This is a genomic window from Virgibacillus sp. Bac332, from assembly GCF_003667785.1.
Taxonomy (GTDB): domain Bacteria; phylum Bacillota; class Bacilli; order Bacillales; family Amphibacillaceae; genus Virgibacillus; species Virgibacillus salarius.
In genome coordinates this window covers 2205205-2231902 of sequence record NZ_CP033046.1, presented here as the reverse complement: position 1 = coordinate 2231902, position 26698 = coordinate 2205205, and the positions used below count along the sequence as shown (strand labels likewise).

General features: G+C 36.5%; 28 protein-coding genes and 2 pseudogenes. 17 read left to right on the top strand and 13 right to left on the bottom strand.

The window, feature by feature from the left end:
• Nucleotides 1–116: 116 nt before the first annotated feature.
• The 5 genes and pseudogenes from D9782_RS10665 to D9782_RS10645 form a co-directional block, all read right to left on the bottom strand.
• Nucleotides 117–668, bottom strand: coding sequence for a cob(I)yrinic acid a,c-diamide adenosyltransferase (locus D9782_RS10665; protein WP_121605868.1), 552 nt, complete (start codon nucleotides 666–668; stop codon nucleotides 117–119).
• Between the two features lie 44 nt (nucleotides 669–712).
• Nucleotides 713–1486: pseudogene (locus D9782_RS10660) on the bottom strand (D-2-hydroxyacid dehydrogenase).
• A gap of 208 nt (nucleotides 1487–1694) precedes the next feature.
• A complete protein-coding gene (locus tag D9782_RS10655) occupies nucleotides 1695–2354 on the bottom strand; it encodes a sugar transferase (RefSeq protein WP_034678746.1) in 660 nt (219 codons plus the stop codon).
• Nucleotides 2355–2619: 265 nt separating this feature from the next.
• Entirely contained in the window at nucleotides 2620–3090 is a 471-nt protein-coding gene (gene bcp, locus D9782_RS10650) for a thioredoxin-dependent thiol peroxidase (RefSeq protein WP_026680511.1), read from the bottom strand.
• Between the two features lie 56 nt (nucleotides 3091–3146).
• Nucleotides 3147–3578: a potassium channel family protein gene (locus tag D9782_RS10645; RefSeq protein WP_026680510.1), complete on the bottom strand. Its 432-nt coding sequence runs from the start codon at nucleotides 3576–3578 to the stop codon at nucleotides 3147–3149.
• 197 nt (nucleotides 3579–3775) lie between these two features.
• On the opposite strand from D9782_RS10645, the gene D9782_RS10640 reads away from it, so the two are divergent.
• The 6 genes from D9782_RS10640 to D9782_RS10615 all read left to right on the top strand — a co-directional run bounded on the left by D9782_RS10640 (nucleotide 3776) and on the right by D9782_RS10615 (nucleotide 10139).
• Complete coding sequence (locus tag D9782_RS10640; protein WP_121604741.1) at nucleotides 3776–4477, top strand: response regulator transcription factor; 702 nt, start codon at nucleotides 3776–3778, stop codon at nucleotides 4475–4477.
• Entirely contained in the window at nucleotides 4474–5475 is a 1002-nt protein-coding gene (locus D9782_RS10635; RefSeq protein WP_226983627.1) for a sensor histidine kinase, read from the top strand. Before D9782_RS10640 ends, D9782_RS10635 begins: the two co-directional genes overlap by 4 nt.
• Before the next feature lie 129 nt (nucleotides 5476–5604).
• Nucleotides 5605–6381, top strand: coding sequence for an ABC transporter ATP-binding protein (locus tag D9782_RS10630; RefSeq protein ID WP_026680507.1), 777 nt, complete (start codon nucleotides 5605–5607; stop codon nucleotides 6379–6381).
• A complete protein-coding gene (locus D9782_RS10625) occupies nucleotides 6356–8272 on the top strand; it encodes an ABC transporter permease (protein WP_026680506.1) in 1917 nt (638 codons plus the stop codon). The genes D9782_RS10630 and D9782_RS10625 overlap by 26 nt, the downstream gene beginning before the upstream one ends.
• Nucleotides 8273–8291: 19 nt before the next feature.
• The gene (locus D9782_RS10620) at nucleotides 8292–9587 is read left to right on the top strand and encodes a glutamate-1-semialdehyde 2,1-aminomutase (protein ID WP_121604740.1); all 1296 of its coding nucleotides are present in this window, start codon (nucleotides 8292–8294) and stop codon (nucleotides 9585–9587) included.
• Between the two features lie 309 nt (nucleotides 9588–9896).
• Nucleotides 9897–10139 (top strand): hypothetical protein, encoded by a 243-nt coding sequence (locus D9782_RS10615; RefSeq protein WP_026680504.1) that lies wholly within the window; start codon nucleotides 9897–9899, stop codon nucleotides 10137–10139.
• A 236-nt stretch (nucleotides 10140–10375) separates the two neighbouring features.
• On the opposite strand, the gene D9782_RS10610 is transcribed toward D9782_RS10615, so the two are convergent.
• The 3 genes from D9782_RS10610 to D9782_RS10600 form a co-directional block, all read right to left on the bottom strand.
• Nucleotides 10376–12133: an ABC transporter ATP-binding protein gene (locus D9782_RS10610; protein ID WP_121604739.1), complete on the bottom strand. Its 1758-nt coding sequence runs from the start codon at nucleotides 12131–12133 to the stop codon at nucleotides 10376–10378.
• Nucleotides 12134–12233: 100 nt separating this feature from the next.
• A complete protein-coding gene (locus tag D9782_RS10605) occupies nucleotides 12234–12761 on the bottom strand; it encodes a nucleoside tri-diphosphate phosphatase (protein WP_026680502.1) in 528 nt (175 codons plus the stop codon).
• 165 nt (nucleotides 12762–12926) lie between these two features.
• Nucleotides 12927–13100 (bottom strand): gamma-type small acid-soluble spore protein, encoded by a 174-nt coding sequence (locus D9782_RS10600; protein WP_026680501.1) that lies wholly within the window; start codon nucleotides 13098–13100, stop codon nucleotides 12927–12929.
• 159 nt (nucleotides 13101–13259) lie between these two features.
• Here D9782_RS10600 and D9782_RS22880 point away from each other — a divergent pair, with 159 nt between their 5' ends.
• Nucleotides 13260–13436, top strand: a complete 177-nt coding sequence (locus D9782_RS22880) for a hypothetical protein (RefSeq protein WP_162986376.1) — start codon at nucleotides 13260–13262, stop codon at nucleotides 13434–13436.
• A 407-nt stretch (nucleotides 13437–13843) separates the two neighbouring features.
• Here the strand turns inward: D9782_RS22880 and mutY are convergent, their stop codons facing one another.
• On the bottom strand, nucleotides 13844–14932 hold the full coding sequence (gene mutY, locus D9782_RS10595; RefSeq protein ID WP_121604738.1) for an A/G-specific adenine glycosylase: 1089 nt from the start codon (nucleotides 14930–14932) through the stop codon (nucleotides 13844–13846).
• Between the two features lie 194 nt (nucleotides 14933–15126).
• Here mutY and D9782_RS10590 point away from each other — a divergent pair, with 194 nt between their 5' ends.
• Entirely contained in the window at nucleotides 15127–16113 is a 987-nt protein-coding gene (locus D9782_RS10590) for a metal-dependent hydrolase (protein WP_026680500.1), read from the top strand.
• Nucleotides 16114–16310: 197 nt separating this feature from the next.
• Here the strand turns inward: D9782_RS10590 and D9782_RS10585 are convergent, their stop codons facing one another.
• Together D9782_RS10585 and recX are read right to left on the bottom strand one after the other, a co-directional pair.
• The gene (locus tag D9782_RS10585; RefSeq protein ID WP_026680499.1) at nucleotides 16311–16661 is read right to left on the bottom strand and encodes a YfhH family protein; all 351 of its coding nucleotides are present in this window, start codon (nucleotides 16659–16661) and stop codon (nucleotides 16311–16313) included.
• 74 nt (nucleotides 16662–16735) lie between these two features.
• On the bottom strand, nucleotides 16736–17560 hold the full coding sequence (gene recX / locus D9782_RS10580) for a recombination regulator RecX (protein WP_121604737.1): 825 nt from the start codon (nucleotides 17558–17560) through the stop codon (nucleotides 16736–16738).
• A gap of 194 nt (nucleotides 17561–17754) precedes the next feature.
• On the opposite strand from recX, the gene D9782_RS10575 reads away from it, so the two are divergent.
• The 3 genes from D9782_RS10575 to D9782_RS23960 all read left to right on the top strand — a co-directional run bounded on the left by D9782_RS10575 (nucleotide 17755) and on the right by D9782_RS23960 (nucleotide 19677).
• A complete protein-coding gene (locus D9782_RS10575; RefSeq protein ID WP_026680497.1) occupies nucleotides 17755–18642 on the top strand; it encodes a TIGR01777 family oxidoreductase in 888 nt (295 codons plus the stop codon).
• A 287-nt stretch (nucleotides 18643–18929) separates the two neighbouring features.
• On the top strand, nucleotides 18930–19487 hold the full coding sequence (locus tag D9782_RS10570) for a GNAT family N-acetyltransferase (RefSeq protein WP_026680496.1): 558 nt from the start codon (nucleotides 18930–18932) through the stop codon (nucleotides 19485–19487).
• Between the two features lie 58 nt (nucleotides 19488–19545).
• Nucleotides 19546–19677: a YfhE family protein gene (locus tag D9782_RS23960; protein ID WP_121604736.1), complete on the top strand. Its 132-nt coding sequence runs from the start codon at nucleotides 19546–19548 to the stop codon at nucleotides 19675–19677.
• Nucleotides 19678–20054: 377 nt separating this feature from the next.
• Here D9782_RS23960 and D9782_RS22875 read toward each other — a convergent pair whose 3' ends face one another.
• Nucleotides 20055–20246: a hypothetical protein gene (locus tag D9782_RS22875; RefSeq protein WP_162986375.1), complete on the bottom strand. Its 192-nt coding sequence runs from the start codon at nucleotides 20244–20246 to the stop codon at nucleotides 20055–20057.
• Nucleotides 20247–20516: 270 nt separating this feature from the next.
• Between D9782_RS22875 and D9782_RS10555 the strand changes: the two genes are divergently transcribed.
• Nucleotides 20517–20930, top strand: a complete 414-nt coding sequence (locus D9782_RS10555; protein ID WP_026680494.1) for a helix-turn-helix domain-containing protein — start codon at nucleotides 20517–20519, stop codon at nucleotides 20928–20930.
• On the opposite strand, the pseudogene D9782_RS10550 reads toward D9782_RS10555, so the two are convergent.
• Nucleotides 20909–22590, bottom strand: a pseudogene (locus tag D9782_RS10550) (IS1182 family transposase). The gene D9782_RS10555 and the pseudogene D9782_RS10550 sit on opposite strands and share 22 nt — an antisense overlap.
• 403 nt (nucleotides 22591–22993) lie before the next feature.
• Here D9782_RS10550 and D9782_RS10545 point away from each other — a divergent pair.
• From D9782_RS10545 to D9782_RS10525, 5 genes are read left to right on the top strand one after another with little or no spacing between them, the layout of a single operon-like run.
• Nucleotides 22994–23386, top strand: a complete 393-nt coding sequence (locus tag D9782_RS10545; RefSeq protein WP_026679689.1) for a GntR family transcriptional regulator — start codon at nucleotides 22994–22996, stop codon at nucleotides 23384–23386.
• On the top strand, nucleotides 23387–24490 hold the full coding sequence (locus D9782_RS10540; protein ID WP_121604734.1) for a DUF1648 domain-containing protein: 1104 nt from the start codon (nucleotides 23387–23389) through the stop codon (nucleotides 24488–24490). It begins immediately after the preceding gene.
• Nucleotides 24491–24508: 18 nt separating this feature from the next.
• Nucleotides 24509–24712, top strand: a complete 204-nt coding sequence (locus tag D9782_RS10535; protein WP_026679691.1) for a PLD nuclease N-terminal domain-containing protein — start codon at nucleotides 24509–24511, stop codon at nucleotides 24710–24712.
• A complete protein-coding gene (locus D9782_RS10530) occupies nucleotides 24713–25621 on the top strand; it encodes an ABC transporter ATP-binding protein (RefSeq protein WP_121604733.1) in 909 nt (302 codons plus the stop codon).
• On the top strand, nucleotides 25621–26391 hold the full coding sequence (locus D9782_RS10525) for an ABC transporter permease (RefSeq protein WP_121604732.1): 771 nt from the start codon (nucleotides 25621–25623) through the stop codon (nucleotides 26389–26391). Before D9782_RS10530 ends, D9782_RS10525 begins: the two co-directional genes overlap by 1 nt.
• Nucleotides 26392–26698: the final 307 nt, after the last annotated feature.

The following is a 26698-nucleotide window of genomic DNA, read 5'->3' as shown; positions in this document are numbered from 1 at the left end:
TATTAATTTATAATCTTTATAATTAGTTTACGCCTTCTTCATGTATTCTGTCAATATTAGTATATTATATTCCATCGTTTATATAACCTAATTCTCATTTGATAATAATTCCACTATTAGACATCTACTTCTAGTGGTCTCTCTTCTCCACCTAGTAATTGATTAATATAACGCGCTGCAACAAACAAAAAATCAGAAATACGATTTAAATAAGCTACGACAAGTGGATTTACATCCTTAATTCCTACTGCCAACCTTTCTGCACGGCGAGCTACTGTTCTCGCTGCATGCAATGCCGCCGACGCTCGATGACCAGATGGAAGGATAAAATTCTTTAACGGCTGCAAATGCGCATCCCAATCATCTATTTGATCTTCTAATTCCTTAATATGCTTTTGCTTCAATTCCCATGTTACTTCCTTACCAACAGGTGTAGCTAGTTCTGAACCTACATGGAACAATATGGTTTGGACACGGTACATCCTATCCAGCAACTGTTCTTTCCCTTTAAACGTTTCTTCTTGTAAAAAGCTTAGGGCCAGTCCAATCATTGAATTTGTTTCATCACAGGTCCCATAAGCCTCCACTCGCATGTCGTTTTTGACAACCCGCTTTCCATATAGTAATGATGTTTCGCCTTTATCTCCAGAGCGTGTATAAATTCGTATCATTAGTATCCCCTCCTGACATCCACTTTATTGATAAAATCATACTACCCACTTATATACGTATCAAGGTGTTGTAGAAAAATTTCTAGAGATCTCGTTACATATTGCTCTGACAATCCAGAGATATGCGGTGTTATCATAATATTTTCCTCTTCCCAGAATGAGTGGTCTATTGGTAACGGTTCCACTTCAAACACATCGAGGATAGCATGTGCTATGTACTCCTTTTGGATAGCTTCTAATAACTTCTTCAGCTACAACATCACCACGACCATGTTTAGAAACACAGCTTGTTCTGGTAATTGTTGAAAATGCTTGATCGTAAATAATCTCTTTGTTTCTTTCATACTCGGTAAAACAGATACAACAATATCTGCATAGGGTAATAATCGATATAATTCATCCGTTATATAAATCGCATCAAAGTTCTCGAGTGCTTGCCCACTACGTGAGATACCAATGGTCTGTAATTGAAACGCTTTTGCAAGGCGAGCTACCTCTTGACCAATCGCACCTGTACCAAGAATGAGCATTGTCTTTCCCGAAAGTTCTACCATATTAACTCGTTGATCCCATCGATGATTGCTTTCATTCTCATATAGTTGCTTTGCCTGACGGTAAACCTGTAATAGCATTGAAAAAACGTACTCTGCCATTGGCGTTTTATGAATTCCACTTACATTTGTAAGTAGAATGTTTTTTCTTTCTATTGAAAGTAGTGGTAATTCGTCGACTCCTGCTGATAATACCATCAGCCACTTTAACCGAATTGCCCGACCGATATGACGATCATTGATATCATTTCCATACGTAACCACTATTTCGGCATCTGCAATATGTGTTTCTAATTCTTCCTTCCCCCCCAAAAACAAACGTCTGCTCGGGATATTTTTCTAATAGTCGATTCTGATGTTTTTCAGAAATGCTTGCCGTGAATAATATCATGATTGATTCTCTCCTATCTCCATTACTTAGTTCTATATTAATGGTTTTTCAGCCAATAGAACAGGAAGGTAGGATGAACGGTTAGACTACCTTTTTTATGGTTTTCCAAAGTATTTGTATGTCTGTCCGCCAAGTATGATATTTAATATAATTTAAATCCATTTCCAGTTGCTGTTTATACGTTAATTTTTTCTTATTCGCAAGCTGAACGACACCGGTTATACCTGGTCGAATTTTTAATCGTTGCTTTTGATATACATTATAAAATTCTGTTATTTCCTGAAGTTCTGATTGTGGTCCAACAAAGCTCATGTCACCAATGAATACATGAAACAACATTGGTAGCTTATCCAATTTATACTTTCTTAACCACAATCCGGTTGAGGTTATCGTTACGGTCGGATTAGGAATGAAGGTAAATTCATTTGGCACCCCTGACTGCCATGAAGGTGGAAATGGATATGGAGGAAAACCATGTATAACACGTGAAGGAGTCGTAGTTGTACGAAATGTATATAAAACAAATGGTTTATTATTTGCCCCAGATCGAAGCTCTTGATAGAAAACAGGCTTTCCTTCAGATTTTTTTATTTTCCTATAAATATAAAACATGACCGGCGCTAGTAAAAGTAGCAATATTGTACTACCAATAATATCGAATAAGCGTTTAATGATACGATATCCTCTACTCTGCACACTAGTTATTCTCCCAATTCTTGTCGATCTTCTTTGTATTTCCAACGTAACCACCTCAGATCTCTTTAATAGAGTTGATAGTACTATAATCTATTCAACCTGAATGTGAACTATGACAATATTTCAGAAAAGCCACGGTCGGTTTGCTAGTGATGCATTTATTAGATCCGTTCTCATCAATATACGGGATGGAAGATCATACTGAAGTCTTTTAGCATATGGTGTTAAAAAATGATGCAAGAGAAAAGCTTGTAGATGATGTACGTCTACAAGCTGTGTAGCCTTAAATAGCTACCTACTACCTCTTAATTTAGTTTAGTCGCTCACGAATATAGGTTAAAGCTTCTTCCACATGGCCTTTCACTTTAACTTTCCGGTATTCCTGTTGCAATGTTCCTTCCTTATCAATAATAAACGTTGACCGTTCAATGCCATAATACTCTTTGCCAAAATTCTTTTTCAGCTTCCATACTCCAAATTGTTCAGCCACTTGATGGTCTTCATCTGCTAAAAGTAAGAAAGGGAGATCATGTTTTTCCATAAATTTCTGATGCGATGTAGTTGGGTCAGGACTAATTCCAATAATTACAGCATCTAATTCTTTAAAGCTTTCATGAGCATCACGAAAATCACAAGCTTCCGTCGTACAGCCCGGTGTCATATCCTTTGGATAGAAATAGAGAACAACATGCTTGCCTTGGAAATCGGATAAGCTCACTTGATTCCCATCTTGGTCTGGTAATGTAAAATTAGCTACTTTTTCCCCTGCTTGTACTGTCATTTTATCCCTCCAAATAACTGTTTCTATCTTTACTATAGCATATTAGAGCATACGTTTCATTGATCTCTGCTTCGCTCCTGATTCTGGACAAGTCGCAGTACGAATGCAGTTGGAAGAATATAACCAACCAGCGCTTCGATTAAAGCAATGAACCGACCAATTCCAATTGGTGTTATATCCCCATAACCTATTGTTAGTATTGTTACTCCGCTAAAATATAAAGAATGTACCATCGATCCTAGCGCATTCACCTGTCTCAGTTCTCCATTTTCTACTAGAATAATGCCCTCCATCGATAACAAAAAATAAATAACTGCAAACCCAACAATCACGATGCAATATATAATAAGAAGTGCATAGAAAAGTTCTAAAGAAAATCCACTTTCACGCAGTCGCTTCTGAACCTTTCCTCCTCGAATAAAATCAATAAGGCTTCTTATTAATATTGTAATAACCCCTCCGATCACTAACCAAAGCACGATGACCATCCTATCCCCTCTACCTAGTGTTATTCTATATCTATGCAGTAGACGAAGTATGCTTGTCATTTATTTTATATTCTGGATAAGATAGGATAGAATGAATGCTATAGAAGTAAAACAATACGTGTATCATGTCCATCCTTACTTCTGGTTGGAACTAGATACTCACTTCCCTTTATTGAAGAAAAGGACGGTGGCAAGAGATGAAAAAAATATACCTCATTGAGGATGATCCTAAAATAGCCGGATTATTGAAGGATTACCTTGAAAAGTATGAATACAACGTGAGCATTGTAACAGAGTTCGAACATATTCTAGAAGAATTCATGGAAATTGAACCTCATTTAATTCTACTTGATATCAATCTACCCAGGTACGATGGATTTTATTGGTGCCGTAAAATTCGCAGTGTATCTAATTGTCCAATTATCTTTATTTCTGCGCGGGATTCTGGAATGGATCAAGTAATGGCAATTGAAAATGGTGGAGATGATTATATAACAAAGCCTTTTAATTTCGATGTTGTTCAAGCAAAAATAAAAGGTATTATGAGGCGAATTTATGGAGAATATGCTAGCAGTAAGCAAGCTGATTTACTAGAGGTTGCTGGTTTTAGTCTCTATTTAACAGCAATGGAAGCTATGTTCCAAGAACGAAAAGCGCTATTAACAAAAAATGAATTTATTTTATTAAAAGCGTTTATGGATAATATTAATCAAGTATTATCTCGAACTTACTTATTAGAAATGCTTTGGGATGATGAGCAGTTTGTTGATGATAATACTTTATCTGTTAATATTACACGTCTTCGTAAGAAACTAGAAGACATTGGAATAGAACAAAGCATACAAACAGTACGAGGCGCTGGTTATAAAATGATTAATACTTGGAGCGAGCAACAATGAAAGACTTTTTAAAAGATAGTATTCCATTTATCCTTTTTTTCTATCTACAGCTCTTTCTTGTAATAGCGATTATACAGCTTTTTTACGGTATTACTTCCGTGCCATTAAGTTGGGATATCATCTATTATTTACTTATTTTGCTTACATGTTGCCTTTTACTCTTTTTAGCTTATCGTTATTATCGACTACGCGATTATTATATGATCATTCACCGAGATGAGGGATATAGTAATTGGCTACCAGATCCACCAAATCGTTTACTGGAAAATCTTAAAAGACAGCATGATCTGCAGTCAAATCAATATGCCGAGGAAATTGAGCAGCTTAAATTGCAAAAACAAATGGAATTTCACTTTATTCAACAATGGGTACATCAAATGAAAACACCTGTATCTGTCATGCATTTAACCTTACAAAAAGAAAAATTACAGCTTCCTCATCATTTCTTACATAGTATGGAAGAGGAGTTAGAACGAATGCAGCAAGGCTTAGATTTAGCATTATATCAATCACGCTTGCAAAAATTCGATCGAGATTTCCATGTACAACAGGTTGCGATACGAAATGTTGTAAAAGAAGTTATTCAAGATTTCAAATCAAGCTTTATCCGTAATCAAGTATTTCCTGAACTGGCAATGGATGAGCATGAGAAGATTACGACAGATCCTAAATGGCTACGATTCGTTCTTAACCAAGCTGTTTCGAATGCCATTAAATACTCAAAGCCTGATTCAAAGTATATATACTTTTCCACTACGAAAAAGAAAAAGCTACTCTCCCTCGAGATAAAGGATACTGGTTATGGTATCCCGCGTGAAGATCTAACAAGGGTTTTTGACCCCTTCTTCACAGGGCGTAATGGAAGAAAATTTCGAGAATCTACTGGTATGGGGCTTTATCTTTCAAAAGAAATTTGCCAAGAACTCGGACATGATCTATTCATTTCGTCTGAGGAGGGTGCGGGAACAACTGTGACCATTCACTTTCATTTAAGCTAACCTTACAAGACTGTAAGGTTAATTTTTTCATTTGAAAGAAAGAACAATAGAGGAATGATGCAGTATTTTACTATACTATATAGAGCAGAGCAGCTACAGCACTAAAGCATCGCGAATAGGAGGTAAACCATGCAAGTACTTAAAGCAGATAACTTAACAAAAATATATGGAAGTAAACGCGGAAGATCCTACGAAGCCCTACATCATTTCCACTTAACTGTTAATAAAGGTGAATTTATTGGTATTATGGGACCATCAGGTAGTGGTAAAACAACGTTATTAAACCTCTTATCCACTATCGATGTGCCGAGTTCTGGAAAAATAATCATTAATGAAAAAAACTTAACTTCCTTCTCACAACAAAAACTTGCCAAATTCCGCAGAAAGGAAATGGGGTTTATCTTTCAAGACTATAATCTATTAGAGACGTTAACCATAGGAGAAAATATTCTTTTACCTTTGACGTTAAATAAAATGAAGGTAAAAGAAATGGAAAAACGATTAGTAACGGTATCGAAGCAGCTTGGAATTGATACGATCATTCATAAGCGAATTATGGAAGTATCTGGTGGCCAAATGCAGCGTGCCGCTATTGCCAGAGCGATCATTCATGATCCAACCATTATATTTGCAGATGAACCGACAGGAAATCTTGATTCAAAAGCTTCCCTACAAGTAATGGAATCACTTAGGCAGCTACAGCAAGAAAATCAAGCAACTACGGTAATGGTCACCCATGATCCTTTTGCCGCGAGTTTTTGTGGGCGGGTCATTTTTATTAAGGATGGAAGGTTATTTAATGAAATCCATCGTGGTGATAATCGTCAAAGCTTTTTTCAAGACATCTTAAATGTGCAGTCCTTACTAGGAGGCAATACGAATGACCTTCAGACAATTCGCTTTTAACAATGTGAAACGGAACACCCGTACATACCTTAGTTATTTCTTGAGTTGTATGTTTGCAGTGATTGTTTTTTTCATGTACGCTGTCGTTATTTTTCATCCAAAGATAGAAAAATACGACTTTAGAGATATTGTCCAAAGTGGAATAATCGTTTCAGAAGTATTTATATATCTATTTTCTTTCTTATTCGTTCTGTATTCTACTACCTCTTTTATTAAATCTCGAAAAAAAGAGTATGGGCTACTAACGACATTAGGAATTAGTAAATCACAATTAAACCGCTTGTTAATAACAGAAAACACCATTATTGGGCTTGCCTCTATCATTACTGGTATCATCATAGGAGCACTATTAACAAAGCTTTTTTTAATGATTTTTTCTGCTATTTTAGGGACGGGAGAAATTCTTCCCTTCTACTTGTCATGGAAAGCAATTGGTATAACCGTAGCACTATTCTTTATTATGTTTGAGCTAAATTCTATTGCGGTTGTCTGGTCCTTGCGTACAAAATCGATTATGGAAGTGTTTCGAGGTACTAAAACGCCGAAAGAAAAACCTCGATTTTCATGGATATTAAGCTTACTGGCACTCACGGCTATTGGGTATTCCTATTATCTGGCCTATACTTCCGATATGATTTCTATATTATATCGTATGTTCATTATACTGGCCCTGATCATTCCAGGTACTTATTTTTTGTTTACGCAGTTTATCATTGGCTTTACAACCGTTTTACGCCGGCGAAAAAAATATTTATATAAAGATTTAAATCTATTAATGATCTCTGATTTAACTTATAAACTTAAGGATCATGCACGCTTATTATTTATAGTAACTATTTTAAGCGCAGTAGCCTTTACTTCTTCAGGTGTGTTATTTGGATTATTTCAAAGTGTTGAAGAAGAATCAGAACGATTTGCACCACAGGATGTTACCTTAATTAGTGGTGGGGAGGAAAATCACGAAGCATTTGAAGCGAATGTTGCTGAAATAGAAAGCGCCTTCCAACAAAATTATGTTCCATTCGAAGCTTTGACAGTCTATCCAACCCGTTTGTATTCTATATCGACGATTGATAAATGGAACGATACTCCCTTTATAGTCTATAAGTATTCGGATTATAAGGCTATGCTTCAACTGAATGATAGGAAAGTGCCAAGCAAGCTTAAAGATAACGAGGGGCTTATTCTTATTCAGGATATTATAAGATCCTACACGATGGATTTTCCAGAGAAGCTTACGTTTAAGTCTGCTAATGAGCGAGCAGAACTGTCGGTATCAACTATAGATTCTGATTTAAATTCAACTGTCTATAGCTCCTTTCAGCTTATCGTTTCCGATCATACGTTTAAGCAATTTATTCAACATGCTACTGCTGATGAAAAATTCTTTTATTATGTAATGGACATACCAAATTGGGTTCATCATGTAGATACCATTATGGATATTCTTCCTTATACAACCACAGACGAAATTTATCCAGATTCTCAAGCTGAAATCTACAGTTCGATGAAGGATAGTATGTCCTATCTATTCTTTTTTGGTATATTTATTAGTGTCCTTTTCTTTTTAGCAGCTGGATCGATTCTATATTTTCGGATGTATCAAGATATTGATAACGATTTAAGTCACTATCATTCGCTTTATCGCATTGGACTTACCAATAAAGAAATGAAAAAAATAGCGACAAGACAGCTAGGATTTCTATTCTTCCTGCCTTTTATTATTGCTGTCATTCATGCAGGATTTGCCTTTAAAGCATTGCAGAATATGCTTGTATCATCGGTCATGGTACCAAGTATCTATATCTTCCTGCTTTATTTCGTCATTCACTTTTTCAACTTTATTTTCATCCGAAATATTTATACGTCCAAGCTAAAAAAGGTCATGTAATATCAAAGGAGGCAATACCATGGAATTTACTAAATCAGAAGCGCTTCATAAAGAAGCACTCAAGCATATTGTTGGAGGAGTGAATTCACCATCTCGAGCTTATAAAGCAGTAGGTGGCGGTTCACCGGTATACATGGAACGTGGCCAAGGTGCTTATTTTTGGGACGTTGATGGTAATAAATATATTGATTATCTAGGAGCTTATGGTCCAATTATTACAGGACACGCACATCCCCATATTGCAAAAGCAATCGCACATGCAGCTACGACTGGTGTATTATATGGAACGCCTACTCGACTAGAAAATCAGTTTGCTAAAATGCTAAAAGAAGCGATTCCATCATTAGAAAAGGTTCGTTTTGTCAATTCTGGAACAGAAGCAGTGATGACTACCATACGTGTCGCTCGTGCTTATACGAATCGAACAAAGATCATTAAATTCGCCGGCTGTTATCATGGACATTTTGATGCAGTCCTTGTAGAAGCAGGTTCCGGACCAGCAACCTTAGGTACACCAGATTCAGCTGGAATACCTGAATCCGTAGCTCAAGATGTCATTACGGTTCCATTTAATGATATAGACGCCCTCAAACAAGCATTAGATAAGTGGGGAGAGCAAATTGCAGCCATATTAGTTGAACCGATTGTTGGTAATTTTGGAATTGTTGAACCAATGGAAGGTTTTTTACAAGCAGTTAATGACCTAACTCATGAAGCTGGTGCTCTTGTTATCTACGATGAAGTTATCACGGCTTTCCGATTTACATACGGTAGCTCTCAACAACTATATGGAATTGAACCAGATATGACCGCAATGGGTAAAATTATTGGTGGTGGACTTCCAATTGGTGCATACGGTGGACGAAAAGAAATTATGGAACAGGTTGCACCTCTCGGACCAGCATATCAAGCAGGAACCATGGCAGGAAATCCTGCATCTATGGCCTCAGGTATTGCTTGTCTGGAAGTCCTGCAAAAAGATGGGGTCTATGAAAAATTAGATACCCTAGGTACACAACTTGAAGCAGGTATTCTTGAAAAAGCCCGTGACCATGGGATCTCTATCTCTGTTAATCGCCTATGCGGTGCATTAACGGTTTATTTCGGAGATGGCCAAATCATTAATTACGCTCAAGCAGAAGCGAGTGATGGTGAAGCTTTTGCAGCGTTCTTCCGACTGATGCTGGAACAAGGAATTAATCTTGCACCATCTAAGTATGAAGCATGGTTCTTAACTACCGAGCATACGGAAAAGGACATTGCTGAAACGATTGAAGCAGTAGGAAATGCATTTAAACAAATGGCAGATAAATAAGATGGAGAAGCTGTTCCATAAGTCTAAAACTTGTGGAACAGTTTTTTTATGTATTCCTCCTCCAACATTAATTATCAAGCTACGTAGACAGTATGAATTTTAAGAAGCGAATACTCCTCTAAGCAACTACTGAAGATTCCGCTGTTAGCGTTCTTTGCTACCAAGGATGCTGAAGCGTTGTCCACGGAAGGAGACGGCTCACCACTATAATTTTCTTTTCCTCACAAAACATATCTCTAATGATCAGTTGATGCATACTTTTCTTGCTTTGCCACAAACTAAGCATACGTCAATTTTTTGGAGGGTATTATGAATAAACCATATCGCTGTCCAAACTGCAAAACTAACAAAACTCGTTTTAATAAAATTGAACAAGTTGCTCAGCCGATAAAAATTGATGCAACTACAGGTGAGACGATTAATAATTATCAAGATGGTAATGTAGAAGTTTTTCATACTATATACCAAGGCCCTAAGTACAGAGTACAGTGTGCTTCCTGTGGATTAATTGAAGATGAAAAAACTTTCATTCAATTCGCTCAATTAGATTAAGAACAAAAGAACAAGCGACCAATTTGAAACGGAACGAGTCAACGGAGATAAAGGAATCAAGGTGAGCTTGCAAGTGGATGATGACTTAGTGTAGAACGATTCGTGAAAACGCCTAGTTTCTGAGCGCTGGAGCTAGACAGGGCTCAACACGTCCATATTTAACTATTGGGCAAATTTTTTAATATCCTAGACTATGAAAAAAGATGCACATGCAAAATTTCTCATGTGCATCTGTTCTATAATGTCCCATCATCTAGATGCTGCACTTGGTATAGGTCATAATAATGTCCCTGCATTTTCATTAATTCATCATGCGAGCCAACTTCCTTGATCTCCCCATCTTCAATAAGAACAATTCGATCAGCATGCGTTATCGTAGCTAACCTGTGCGCAACAATAAATGTTGTTCGATTAGATGCGAGATGCTCCATCGCTTCTTGAATCGTATGCTCACTTTCCAAGTCAAGTGCCGATGTCGCTTCATCAAAAATTAGTAACGGCGGATTCTTTAAAAACACACGAGCAATTGCAATACGTTGCTTTTGCCCACCCGATAATTTCACACCACGTTCTCCTACTAAAGTATCGTATCCATTTGGCAGACTTTGAATAAATTCATGAGCATTCGCGGCCTTTGCTGCTTCGATAACCTCATTATCAGAAGCAGTCGGCTTTCCCATCCTTATATTCATGGCAATAGATTCACTAAATAACGTATTATCCTGTAAAACCATTCCAATCTTATCTCGAAGCGATCGGACTTTCATATCTCTAACATCTATACCATCTACTTTTATGGCACCAGCTGTTACATCATAAAAGCGTGGTATTAAACTGACAAGTGTTGATTTACCCCCACCACTCATACCAACAAAAGCAATTGTTTCGCCTTGTTGAACATGTAAGCTAATACTTTTTAATACTTCATTTTCTTCATCATCATACTGAAAGGATACATTCTCAATCATTACATCCCCTGCTACATGTTCTACTTCAATAGCATCCTTTTTATCAAAAATATCGTATTTTTCATTCATTAGTTCAAAAACTCTATCGATGGACGCAATAGATTGAACGAGTGTCGTAGATGAGTTAATGAGTCGTCGTAGCGGACTATAAACTCGCTCCATATAGCCAACAAATGCCACCATGGTCCCCATCGTTAAATTCCCATGAATTACTTGATACCCTGCATAAGCGATTACCAATAATGGTGCTAAATCGGTAATGGTATTCGTTACTGCAAATGTCTTTGCATTCCAATTTGTATGATCAAGTGCCTTGTTCAAAAAGTTACGGTTTCTAAACTCAAACTGCTCTTGTTCGTAATCCTCTAAAGCGAAGCTTCTTGTGACTGGCATTCCTTGTACCCTTTCATGTAAATGCCCCTGTACCTCCGCAAGAGCTTGGGATCGGTCACGAGTTAGCTGGCGTAGTCGTGCATAAAAATATTTTATGGAAAAACCAAAGAATGGGAATAAAATAATTGAAACAATCGTTAACCCAATATCCATTGTTAGCATAATCCCAATCGCAATCAGAATGGTTATAAGATCTAACCAGATATTCATTAAACCTGTTATGACAAAAGTCTTTGTCTGTTCGACATCATGTATTACCCGGGAAATAATTTCTCCGGTTTTTGTCTTTGAATAGAACTTTAGACTTAACTTTTGTATATGATCAAAAAGCCGATCGCGAATATCAAATAGAATGGTGTTGCCTACCCATTGCGCTAGATACTGTCGAATATATTCAATGGGTGGACGCAGAATAACGAAAATCGTAAAGGCTATTCCCATTATCCAAATTAACTGAGACGTCTTTTCAGCTTGATTCAAACCGTCATTACCAATAATATTGTCGATAACATATTTTAATATAAGCGGCATCAGTAAAGGTATACCAAATTTCACAATTCCCACAAGTACTGTCCAAATAATCTTCCATTTATATGGTTTTACAAACTTCATGTACTGTTTTATCGAACTCATGTCTAGAAACTTCCTTATCATTAGTATTCTCATTTCTATACGCATAACATCATAGCTACAAACAAAAGCCTTGCTACAAGCTTTGTAACAAGGTTTCTTATTAACGGTACGTTAAATATCTTTCATACCATTCATCGACAAATCCAGGAAGAAAAGGTCCCTTTTTTTGTCGAACCCAGCGTAATAAATATTCCAATTGTTGGTGCAATATACGATCAAGCACCCTCGGATAGTTCATTTGCTTTCGATGTTCTTCATATTCATCTTCATCTAATAAATCGAATGTCATATCGGGATAAACTTTCACATCTAAATCATAATCGATATATTTAATCGCATTTTCCTCAAAGATGAAGGGGGAACTAATATTGCAATAAAAATAAATGCCATCCGTTCGAAGCATACCGATAATATTAAACCAATATTTGGAATGGAAATAACAGATTGCCGGTTCCCTAGTAATCCACTTTCTTCCATCACTTTCTTTTACTTCTGTTTTATCATTTGCTCCGATGACAATTGTTTCCGTTCCTTTTAAAACTAGACTATTTTCCCATACACGATGAAGTTGTCCATTGTGTTTATAGCTTTGTATCTGAATTTTTGTTCCCGATTTCGGAGCAACCATTCAATCTCCCTTTCTTCTTGTCATCCGTTACTGACCATGCATTTATTATAATGGGAATAAGTCCAAATATAAAGTATTACGAACCATACACAAGAACATAAAATGCTCAAAAGATAAAAGAGCCCCCTTAAAGAAAGGGAGCTCTTAATAATTGGGGGGACGCAGTTACTTTTTGTTTTGCTGAGATTTTTGATTTTGCTGTTTAACTTCCTGAGCATTGGTTTGTTCAGCACCAAATTCAGTACCATACTGACCTTGCCCTTGAGCGGCTTGTTGGTTTTGTTGCTTAACCTTTTGAACGTTTGTACCTGCAGTAGTTTTGTTCGGTTTTTTAGCCATCAATATCACCTCCGCAATAATTAATTTGTCCACTAACACGTTTCTTTATCCAAATTTAATTTAGTAAAAAAAGCATGGTGTGGATGTTTTTACCAATATTGAATAGATACGAAACAAATACATATATTAAGGATAAGCATTGCTTTGGAGGCTGAAATAATGACCACATCAAAGAGAGACTTTACAGAGCTGTCTATGATGAGTAAGACAAAGTGGAATGAGGAAGAATTAGTATACTTTCAGCATGCATTATCTCAGCTGCTACCATATATTAACCCTGAGGGCCTAACCATTCTGCATGAAATTAATAAAGAAATGCATAACCGACAAGAATAAAAAAAGCACAAGCGCCCGAATTAGAATCGTAGCGACTGGAGCGAGTCAATGGAGATAAAGGAATCACGGCGAGTTTGCGAGCCGCTGATGACTTAGCGTAGGGGCGTGAAGTTGCCGAGTTTCTGGGCTCTGGAGCTGGACGCGGATCAACACGCCCATACTTTTCCACATGGGCTATTTTTATAATTTCCTACACTATAAAAGAAGGCGAGGCTAGGACAAAACACAACTTCTTACTCAAAATACGAATAATCATGTTATCAATAGGAGTAACATCGCTGCACCGTGAAACTATACTCGCCTTCCGCGGGGACGCCGGAGTCTCGCTTATTTTAGGTGCTAAATGAATGATTTTGATCAAACAACGAACGATAATTAATTTCAACTAATCATCGTTCGTTGTTTCTTCATTCTTTTGTCTCAGCACCGATATACGTCATCATTTTCTGATGGGAAACTGGAAATGGATAATTGACTAACTCACACATATCCACTGCCTTTAATCTGTGGTCATCCATAACACTTATATTCGTTGTTGCCGTATAAATATCAAGTTGCCAAATAATATGTGAAAAAACATGCTTTAACTTCCCTTTCTTTTCCTGCAATTGAAGGGTAATACCGTACTCATTATAGAACCATCTTTCCAAATGTTCCCATCCTATTTCTTTTATTGGTACCATTGGAAATTGCCAAAGATTAGCTAATAATCCTTGATCAGAGCGTTTTTCAATGATAAACGTATCTGTTTCTTCATTTTTTATTAGGAGCACAACATATGGTATTGTTTTTTGTTTCTTTGCTTTCTTTTTAATTGGTAATTCTTCTTGCCTACCCTCAGCAAATGCCTGGCAATGCTCTTGAACTGGGCATAATAGACATGCCGGTGATTTTGGAGTACATATCAAGGCCCCAAGCTCCATAATTGCCTGATTAAAGGAGGATGGGTCTGATTCATCAATCATTTCTCGCACATAAGACTCAAATAATTTTTTTGTACGCTGCTGTGCAATATCATCCTCGATCAATAATAACCGTGAGAAAACCCGCATTACATTGCCATCAACCGCAGGTTCTGGTTGATCAAAGGCAATCGATAGGATAGCTCCTTTGGTATACGGGCCCACGCCTTTTAAGGCTCCTAAATCCTCTGGATTAGCCGGCACATTTCCATCATATGAAGCTACAACTTCCTTAACAGCGTTTTGTAAATTCCTTGCGCGGGAATAGTATCCTAACCCTTCCCAAGCTTTTAGAACATCCTGCTGATCAGCAGCTGCAAGTGCTTGGACAGTTGGAAACTTTTCAATAAATCGATAAAAATAAGGAATAACTGTATCTACCTTTGTTTGCTGTAGCATAATTTCTGAAACCCAAATTTTATATGGATCCTTATCTTTTCGCCAGGGAAGATCACGCTTATTGTTCTGATACCAATGTATTAGATCATTCTGGAATCCTGAAATGTCAATAGATTGTAGTTTTTTATCTCTCATAAAATCACATCCTGTATGGTACAATAAATAATATGAAATCTACGAATTCCATCGATTTACGAGGTCAACATCAGACAAAAATCGCAAAATCCGTAATTGTTTAATTGATGATACATCATAACGATAGCCCTTTACCGAAAACTTACAAATTAAAACTAGAAAACAGTATAGGCAACCTAAGGAGGGCCTGATCTATGGATACTGGTACCCATATTGTAATGGGTGTTGCACTAGGAGGATTAGCTACATTAGATCCAGTAGTTCACAATGATCCTATTTTATTTAATGCAGTACTTGTTGGAACCATCGCCGGTTCTCATGCCCCTGATTTTGATACTGTATTAAAATTAAAAGATAATGCGACATATATTCGACACCATCGAGGAGTTACTCACTCCATTCCCGCTGTAATTATTTGGGGAATATTAATTGCAAATATTATTCATCTGTTTGTTCCACAAGTGAATTTCTTCCACTTGTGGTTATGGACAGCTTTAGCTGTGGTTATTCATGTATTTGTTGATATATTTAATGCTTATGGTACACAGGCTTATCGCCCTTTCACAAGTAAATGGATAGCACATGGGTTCATTAATACCTTTGATCCCTATATCTTCTTCTTGCACATAGCTGGAATAGCCGCTTGGGCATTAGGTGCTCATCCAGGCTATACATGGATTACCATCTATGCGGTTATCTTTCTCTATTATATTAAACGATATATTGACAAAAGAAGCATCGTTAAGAGGATCAAAGCACACTACCCTGATGTTGAGCAAATTGCGACATCACCTACCATTAAACAAAACTATTGGCGGGTGGCAATAACAACAGATCAAAAGTTTTATGTTGGTAGCGTTGAAAATAATCATATTGAAATTGTTGATGAATTCAATAAAGTACCATTACCAGATACAAAAATAATGGAAATTGCTTTAGAAGATAAAAATATCTCTGCCTTTTTATCTTTTTCGCCGGTATATCGTTGGGAAATAAACGACTATGATGACTTCACAGAAGTCCGATTTATCGATTTACGCTACCGCTCAAAAGGACATTATCCCTTTATTGCAGTCGTACAGATTGACGAAAATATGGAAATAATTAGTTCCTATACGGGCTGGATCTTTTCAGAAAAAAAACTGCAAAACAAATTATATGTGGAAGAAAGTCCGATTTAAAAGGAGCTGCGCCTGGTCAGCTCCTTACCTTTAAACCTAAAATATTTACTACGATGCGCGAACGTTTTATCTGCCTGATGAGCCGAATTGCTCTTTTAGCGGATTCCGATTTCCAGTGCCCACAGTAATCATTCATTTTAGTTTGGGCATTTTTGTATTACATATATTTTATTTTATGAAGACCCGTGAAACACTGTTTATTTGTTTACGCTATTACCCAATAGAGAAATTGGGATAGCCTCTTCCTTTTCATAAAGTTCTCCAATAAGATTGATTCGATTGCCCCAGGCAAACACACCATTCATGTAATTGATTTTAAACGTAAAGCCCGGATCATTTTTTAATTCATACGTCTCTTGCTCATTAAAATCCTCAGGATTCAGTGTATACGCGAGCGCCACCTGCATTTTTCGTTCGTTTACAGCTACTTCTGAAATATTACCTAACTGCTCAGCTCTTTGGGCTTTTTCTTTCAATTTCCCTATTTCTTGTCTTAATTGCTCCAGTGAGTAATCACTATATCGATAATTGTTTGCCAATGTAATCATCCTTTTTTCAACGTTCCTTTATCATTCTACCAATTACCGAGTAGAAATGGAAACATACTGCTAAAGAAAATGCTTTAGAAATGATCTGATTCTTTATCATATTCATCAACAAACTGATGAATTAACTCAAAAGTAAATCCTTTTCTATATAAGCCTTCTTTTATCTTTTGCTTCAATTCATATCCTGTTAGCTTCTGCGAATGCTTTTTTAAAAGTTTTTCTCCCTGATAAATAATCGCGGTCCATTCTTCCGACACATCTTTTCCATCTCTACTTTCATCTAATACAGTCTGGATAATATCTTGTGAAAATCCTTTTTGCTGCAAGGTACCTTGTACGTTTTGCAGCTGCTTGCGGAAGGAATCCTTTCTCTTCTGTTGAAGTTTCTTTTGTACTAATTTAATAACCTTTTTGTATTGTGCTTCGTAGGTATATAACTGAATTGCTTCTTCAGCAAGTTTTGGAGCTACTCCCTTCTCCATCAGTTCTTTCTTTATAATCATTGGTCCTTTGGATGATGTATTCATCCTTGTCCGAACAAACATCTCGGCAAACTGCCGGTCATCAATAAGATTTTTATTAGATAACCGATCTAAGATCATCGAGATATGTTCTGGTTCAACTTCTTTTTGAAGCAAGTAATCATGAATTTCCTTTCTCGAACGCATTCGATAGCTTAGGAAATTAATTGCAAGAAGATATGATTTATAAACGATATCCTTTTTAAGGAGCTCGGTTATTGTAGCTTCATCCAGTTCCATCCCCTTCCGAAGCTGAAATTCGATAAGAATCGCTTCATCGATGCCAAAGCCAAAAGACTCTTTTTCTCCCTCACTTACATAAACATTATAACGTTGAGAATTTTTCTTTTGTGTCGTAATTCGGGTAATTTTTCTCATCATCACGCACCCCTTTTTTCCATCATACCAAATCATTAACCAGCATGCCTGTTGTTTTATCCGTCCATTACTCATTCTTCACAGACAAATATCTGCTTTTTTCTGTTAGGAGCGGTCGATCGAATAAATGAACTGTAAAAAATAGGATATTCGCATATAATAGAGATAACTAATTTGGAAGAAGGTGAAGCAAAATGAATATTCTAATTACTGGCGGTACTGGCTTTGTTGGAAAGGAACTAATGAGACATCTTCATGCTCATCAACACCATACGTACGTATTAACTAGATCACCTGAGAAGTATGTGAATACAGCTGATGCAACATTCATTGGTTATCATTACCCACCAGAGGAGTTGCCTTCTATTCAAGCAGTTGTTAATCTAGCTGGTGAATCTCTATTTGGATACTGGACGGAAACGAAAAAAAATAAAATATTGGATAGTAGAATACATACGACCGAGAGGTTAATCACGTTTATTAAAAAACTATCGACGCTTCCTGATGTTTTTATCAGTGGTTCAGCAGTCGGTTACTATGGTATTTCAGACGACCTTATGTTCTCAGAAAAAACAACACAAGCAGGGGATGACTTCCTAGCAAAAGTAGTTGTGAAATGGGAAAAAACTGCGAAGCAAGCAGAAGAATTAGGTATACGTACGATCTATACTCGATTCGGCGTTATCCTAGGAAAAGAAGGGGCACTTCCTCTTATGAGTTTACCTGTAAAGCTTTTTGCTGGGGGTAAAATAGGAACTGGTGAGCAATGGCTATCCTGGATTCATATTGAAGATGTGGTTCGTATTATTGATTACTGTATTCATAACGAAGCAATAGCAGGTCCTGTAAATGTAACAGCACCTCATCCAAAGCAAAATAAAGTGTTCATGAAGACATTAGCAAAGGCATTAGCACGCCCATATTGGTTACCCGTCCCTTCATCCATTATGTATGTAGCAACTGGTGAAATGTCCCAACTTATTACTAAAGGACAGTACGTTATTTCGAATAAATTAGAAGAGCATCAATATCATTATTCCTTTCCATATTTAACAGAAGCATTACGTCATATTTATCGTTAATAGTATGTCGATTTTTGCTCTCAAAAAACAATTCCATTTTAATCAAATCCAGTGTAAAATAATAGTACGTACAAAGTTTAAATTGAAAGAGTTGACGATAGCAAGACAATCATACTAGTTAAATAGGGAAGGCAAATGGTGCGCCACCGGCAATGCCGGTTCTAGTGGGTTCGATTCCCACCCCGAATTTTTGTTGAAAGCTAACTAAAAATTCGCGGGTGGGCAAACTTACTGGATTTCCATTTGGATATTCATTATACCCACCTGAAAATAGGAGGGTATTTTTTATGCTTAAAGCACGAGATCTACATGACGTGCCTGTATTATTTGAGCTATTAGTAAATCCAGCTGTTTTTCCCTATGTTCGACACAAAGCAAATACCACTGATGAATACTATTTTATTACGAAACAAACAATGGAAGCAGAAGACAGAGGAGAATTAATCTCACGGACTATTTTAGACGAGTATGGCAATCCAATTGGAACTATTAATTTATTTGATATCCAGGAAAACTATGGGTTTCTAGCTACTTGGATCGGGAAGCCTTATTTTGGTAAAGGCTATAATAAACAAGCAAAGGAACAATTTTTCAATGATATTTTCTCTAGCTCACCTATTGAGGGTGTATTCATGAAAGTCCGCAAATCAAATATACGTTCCTTAAAGGCTGTGTCAAAATTACCTTATGTTACATTGGCTAACGATACGTATCAGGAAGTCTTTCATATGATAAATCTTGAAGCCGTAGTCTATGATTTATTCGTGGTAACGAAGCAACAATATTTATCGTATCAGCAGTTTGCTACAAACCCTCAGGAAGCCACTGAAGAAGAAGTCGGTTGATTTCTGTGTATAAATATATGTTACTTGTCCATACTAAAAAGAAAAGGACGGATTTGCCATGAAAAAACAGATTAGTGCATCTACGAGAGCAAAATTTTTGTCTAAAACGCAAGAGGTTTTATACCAAAAGGAATTCAAGCATGCGGATCAAATATATGATCAGCTCTCTAAGAGAGGAAACCGAAGCTAAAAGGTTTCAACAGGCTGTCGAGCCTAGGAACTCGACAGCTTTATTTAATTACTCGTAGTGTTATATATCCGTTAGAACAGATTCGATAAACCGTCTTTCTAATGAAGGTAAGCGAATTTCCCGTATGAGAAAAGAGAAAGTAGAACGTGAACTGCACGGGCAGCGTTATTGTCGTTTGTGCAGCAAAGATGATGTGCGTAAACAAGCATTACTCGTTTCAGCCAGCTAGAACATGAATAAGAGTATTTTCGGTGAAGGGCTCGCTTTCCCCACGAAAAACGAGTGCTACTCGTTCGTCCGCGCACACAAAAAAAGTTTGTAGAATTTCTACAAGCTTTTTTTGCTATGTATCACACGTTCTATGCCATAAGTCCTATTCAATAATAAAGCTGCGGATGTAACTCCTTCTCTTCCACTAAAGATAACCAGGTTATAATCATTTGTTCAGCCTGAATCCTTGCTTCAGATTTTTCCTTCGCAAACCCATAGCCAACAATAATGTTTGTTGTCTCAAATGCTATTGCCGCCTGCCATATTTCCATTTTTTCTGCATTATAGACAAATACCATAACAGTATTATTACCCCTAACTTCAATTTCAAAATCATGATCCTTAAATATAAAACGTAGTATTTTACATTTAGTCAGACTCGTGATGGTTAAATGGTGCAGTATCATGCAACTAATCATTAACTATCCCTCCATTGATCTATATGAGAACATTTTACTATATGTGTATTTTAAGAACAAGAATGGAGCATTATAAGTTTTATAAACATGATAGGATGAGAGATACTAAAGCTTCATTTTTTCTAAATTTAACCAATCGAGTGTGGTAGCATGCGTGAACAAATTGCACATAATATTAAATTTCTTCGTGAACAGAATAATTGGACGCAAAAGGAGCTCGCTGAAAAGCTTTTAATCTCTCGCTCTGTTATTGCTAAATGGGAAAATAATTCGGTGACACCAGATATCATGTCTTTACTAAAACTTTCCGAAATATTTCAAGTATCACTAGATCATTTAGTTGGAAATTACTCCTTTCGTGATGATTTACTTAAGGAATTTAAACGGATTTACAGTTCATCTCCTAACTCATTTGATGAGGAAGCAGTTGAAATCGTTGAATACATCATGACGAATCCTGAATTTAAAAAGGAAATTTTTGAATTGAAACAATTATCTATTAAGAAGCAACATTCTATTCATAAACTGATAGCTGAACTTATTCAACAATATAAAAACATATGATAAGGGGCTGGGACATAACTAGCCCTTATGAAGTTAAAAAAGATTCCAGTTATCAAAAAATGATAGCTGGAATCTTTTTTGTTATAATTTAGGCTTGTATTTTGCCTGAAGGCGGTGTACTTTCTTAAATTCACCGCCATAAAGGCGAATCCTAATTCATTTTCCACTTTCGATTTGCCTCTCACTGACATACGAGTGAAACGCAAATTGGCCTTCAAAAATCCGAAGACAGGTTCTACATCTATTTTACGTTTTCCATAGATTTCTCCCGTTTCTTCTTTTGAAAGCTGCTCTCTTATATATGCTTTTTGCTGTTCCCAATGGGCATTATAGAAAATCTTACGATTTCCTTTGCTTTGGTACAATGAACGCGTAATGGACATCCCGAACAATCTTCACATTCATAGACACGAAAGGTTCGTTTAAATCCGGCTTTATCTGTTCGATTCGATAGATATTGAAAAGGTACCTTCTTTCCGTTTGGGCAAGTAAAGAAGTCGCTGTCTGAATCATAGTCCCAGTTTGACACATAAAAAGGATTTTCTTTATATTTCTTTTTCTTTTCCATCCGATAGGAATTATACGTAATGAGTGGAGTTCTATTTCGATGTAATACCTCACTATAATTTTGTTCACTACCATAACCGGCGTCAGCGACAATATACTTGGGTAACTTGAAGTACCTTTCTTCAATATTCTTGAGGAAAGGAATAAACGTGCGAGTATCCGTAGGATTTGGAAATACATCATAAGCTAATGTGTACTGGCCTTCGGTCGCAATTTGTACATTATAACCCGCCTTAAGTTGGCCATTTTTCATATAGTCATCTTTCATTCTCATAAAAGTGGCATCATGATCCGTCTTAGAATAACTATTGCGGTTGCCAAAGATCTCCATATCATTTTGATATTTCTGTTTACGAATTACATAGTCTTGGAATTGTTTACGGTATTGCTTGGGTTCTTTTCGCATAGAACGGAGTTGTTTGCGATCTTTTGCTTTTTCACTTTCCTCGATTTCTTGATCGTATTTCTTCACTTTTTCATCTAGTTTTTTTACTACTTCATTGAGTTCTTCCGTTGAAATTTCATCAGAACTTTCTCTTTCTATTTCGGGGATAATTTCTTTTTCCAGTAGCTCCTCATACATTTGATTCGACTTCTCTACTAAATCGGAGCTGTATTTTTCAATGGATTTTTTCCATACAAAAGTGAACTTATTGGCATTCGCTTCTAATTTCGTGCCGTCAATAAAAATGGCCTCTTCTTCAATTGCCTTCTCTTCAACAAGTTGACAGCGAAATAGGACAAAACATTGGCGTAGTAACTCTTTTACTTCGGGATGAACACGGAATCGATTGATGGTACGATAGCTCGGCTCATAACCCTGTGCTAGCCACATCATCCGTACACTATCTTTAAGTAAGCCTTCTATTTTTCTGCCAGAAAAAACAGATTGGGTATAGGCACATAAGATAATCTTCATCATCATTCGAGGATGGTATGCAGGACAACCTGTTTCGCGCAAAAATCCCACAAATGATTCTTCTGGGATATGTTCTACAATATGGTTAACCGCATAGGCGATATCATTTTCTTGTAATTTCATTTCAAAATCTAAAGGCAAAACGACTTGATTCATGGTATAATGTTTAAACATAAGGGATACCTCCGGTTCTGTTTGGGTGTGATTACTTTAACTTTACCAGAAGGTATCCCTTTTGCGTACATAAATCTCAAAAAAAGTGGTACTTACCAAATTATTGGCGAGTACCACTTTTAATTTTACTGGGTTTTGTCCCAGCCCCTTTTATTCCACAATCAGCTATATCTACTTCTATCCAACCAAAAAACCCGTACCCCCTGTGAGTAATCCATCTTCACGAGATCTCAGTAGCTCGTTTCTTTGAGATGACAATAACACAGCTCGAACAGCACTTTTACATATTCCTTATTGCTCGAATTCAGAGACATTTCGATTCTCAACCTATTATATTTTCGTTGACACTAAGTTATATCTGTTATACATTAAATATAACAGATATAAAGGAGTGCCATGGAATGTGTTCATATCACTAGATTTTGAGTCTAAAGATCCAATATACCTGCAACTATCTCAACAAATCATTGAAGGCATTGCTAGAAGACAATTATGTCCTGGTGACACGTTGCCCTCCGTTCGCTCGTTAGCAGCGGATATCGGAATTAACTTGCATACTGTCAATAAAGCATATCAGCAACTTAAACAAGATGGGTTTCTTCATATACATCGTCAAAAGGGTGTCGTCATTAACCCAGATGGGGTACCAAAAGCAGATGATCAATATAGGTCGAAAGTGGAGCATGAGCTACACCCAATTATTGCTGAGAATATCTGTCGAGATTTGAATAAAGAAGAATTTCTTAACATGTGTTCACATATTTATTCAGAATTTACGAAAGATGGTGAATCCTAGATGAATAATATAACGTTAGTATTAATCGTTTTACTCGTGCCCATGTTTATATTTTTTATCTTCGTACCATATTTGACTAGAAAAACAGAAAGCTTTGGTGTATCTATTCCAGAGACTGTGTATTATACCCCAGAGCTTAAAAAAATGAGAAAACAATATGCTTATGCTATTAGCTTCCTAAGCGCCTTTGCTACAGGCATTTTTCTTATTACCGATATGATAACTGACTTAGAAGAATCAGCAGTTGGAATTCTGCTCGCCATTGTCATTTCTGTATTTATTCTACTTAGCTTTCTCAGCTATTACGTTTTCCATATAAAGATGAAACAGTTGAAAAAATTATCTAATTGGAAGCAAGAAAAATCACAGAAGGTTTACATTCATACCCAATTTCACCAATCTAAATTAAGATATTCCAATGCATGGTTTCTTTTTTCAATTATTATCGCAATAGCAACTATCATAGCTAGTATGATGTCCTACGCAAAATTCCCTGAACAAATACCGATGCAATATAATTTCCAAGGCGAAGTTACTAATTGGGCTGAAAAATCACACCGAACCGTGTTAGCAATGCCGATTATCCAGCTTTACTTAACATTAATTTTCGTTTTTGTTAATACAATAATTGGTAAAGCTAAGCAGCAAATAAACGCTGAAAACCCGAATGAATCTATGCAACAGAATATACTATTTCGTAGAAGATGGTCTGCATTTACAATTATCGGCGGCATTCTATTAACCATTCTGTTTTCGATTGTACAATTCTCTTTTATGTATCCGATACCGCAAGCTTTAATGATTCGTGCAGCTATCCTTATTAGTATTGGATTAACCATCGGTGCTATTATCCTTTCCATTACAACCGGGCAAGGAGGCAGTCGGATTAAAGCTTCAAGCAAAGGTCAAGTAGAAGTAATCGACAAGGATGATGATCGTTACTGGAAGCTTGGACAATTTTATGTAAATAAAAACGATCCTACGATCTTTTTAGAGAAGCGATTTGGAATTGGTTGGACAATGAATTGGGGTAGACCACTTTCTTGGGTTATTGTTATCCTGTTCGTCCTGATCACGATCGGAATCGTATGGCTCGCAATATAAAAAGGGAGATAGGTTACTATGCAGGAAATGTTTGAATCCATAAACTGGGCGGTTATTACTCCGTTGCTAGTTATACAAGGAATATTATTAATCATTGCAATTATTGATTGGGCTAAGGTCGAAAAGACGAATGGACCGAGATGGATGTGGTTCTTCATTATTATCTTCATTTATACCATTGGACCGATTGCATATTTTATTTTCGGGAGGAGGCAACAATAGATGACATTATTAACAATCACAAATTTAACCAAGAAATTTAGTAATAAGCTAGCTGTTAACAATGTTAATTATACACTAACGCCCCAAAAATGCGTTGCGTTAATCGGGCCGAACGGTGCTGGTAAAACCACAATTCTAAGAATGTTAACTGGACTTCTAAAGCCTTCTTCCGGTGTCATACAATTTGCAAACAAACCAAAAAACGATGATGCTAGAAGCTTTATTGGGTACTTGCCTCAATATCCTGTATTTTATAATTGGATGACCGGAATGGAATTTCTTACATTTAGCGGGCAACTAGAAGGTTTTACTAAGCAAGAATCAGTAAAAAGAGCTACCTTTCTAATGGAAAAAATAGGAATTGCAAATACAAAAAACAAACGAATTGGTAACTATTCTGGAGGGATGAAGCAACGTCTTGGAATAGCTCAAGCAATTATTCATAGACCAAAGCTATTAGTTCTCGATGAACCAGTCTCCTCTTTAGATCCCATTGGACGTCGAGAAGTTCTTTCTCTTATGGAAGAGTTAAAACAACAGATGACTATTCTTTTTTCTACTCATATATTAGGCGATGCAGATGAGATTAGCGATGAATTATTGCTGCTTAAAGAGGGAGAAATTATTGAATCAGGAGAAATGCATGTCCTACGTCAAAAATATCAAACAGCCAAGATATCCATTCAATGCCATGAAAACCTGCCAATTTATCGTGATAAAATCTCTACTTTGTCCTCCGTACGAAATGTTTATATAGAAAGAGATACGATTCAGATTACCGCACATAATATCCAAAATGCCCGACAGGAAATTTTGCAAATCGCCTCTAAAGAACAATGGCCACTCACAAATTTCACATTACATCGTGCGTCCTTAGAGGATATGTTTATGAAGGTGGTGAACGAATAATGCATACTAAGGTTTTACTTCAAAAAGAGATGTTAGAGAATTGGCGAAACAAGAAATGGATTTGGGTACCACTCGTATTCCTTCTTTTAGCAATTATGGATCCAATCTCTAATTATTATCTTCCTCAGATATTAGAATCAATCGGTGGATTACCGGATGGAACTGTGTTAGAACTTCCTGAGTACGCTCCACAAGACATACTTTTAATGAGTTTAGGGCAATTTTCCAGTCTTGGTGTTCTCTTAATTGTGCTAATCTCTATGGGAACCATTGCAGGAGAACAAAAAAATGGTGTAATGGATTTGCTTCTTATTAAACCCATCTCCTACCGTTCGATTATTTTAGCAAAATGGTTTTCTCTTTTATTGCTTGTCTGGACTTCCTTGTTTCTTGGTATCACAGCAAGCTGGTATTATACGAATAGCTTGTACGGTGAAATCGAGTTTTTATCTATGTTACTTGTTACATTCTATTACGGTCTTTGGTTAACTTTAGTTGTAACCATTTCCATTTTTTATAATGCTATTATACAAACACCAGGTTTAGTTGCATTTTTAACAATCCTTACAACAATAATCTTAAGTATTGTTACTAATGTTTTTGGTACACATATAAAGTGGAGTCCTGTTAATTTATCAACTTATATTCATGAAATGCTTGTTCTCGGTTCTGTTACCTCCCAATTAATTGCTACTGCTTTTACAACGATTGTCCTTATCATAATCATTCTTTCTGTAGCTATTTATTGTTTTAAAAAGAAACATCACTAACATAAAAAGGAACGGTTAGACTTGGAAATTCTTCTCGCTTTCTTAATCAGACGAATACACCGTGTCTTCTTCTCCAATAGCTTAGACTAAAATTGTCCGTCTTCATCAGGATTATCGCAGTTCCCCCATTGTTCACACAAGTCAAACAAAGGGATTGAACATAACAAACACGATTAATTCATTACACGAACAATGCACTACTCTACCTCATAAAATATATAGCTCCTTGATAAACAAGAGCGATGTATCGCTGCCTTTCCTCCATTTCCTGTAGAAGGAAAGACAGCGGTGAACGCCACATTGCGGA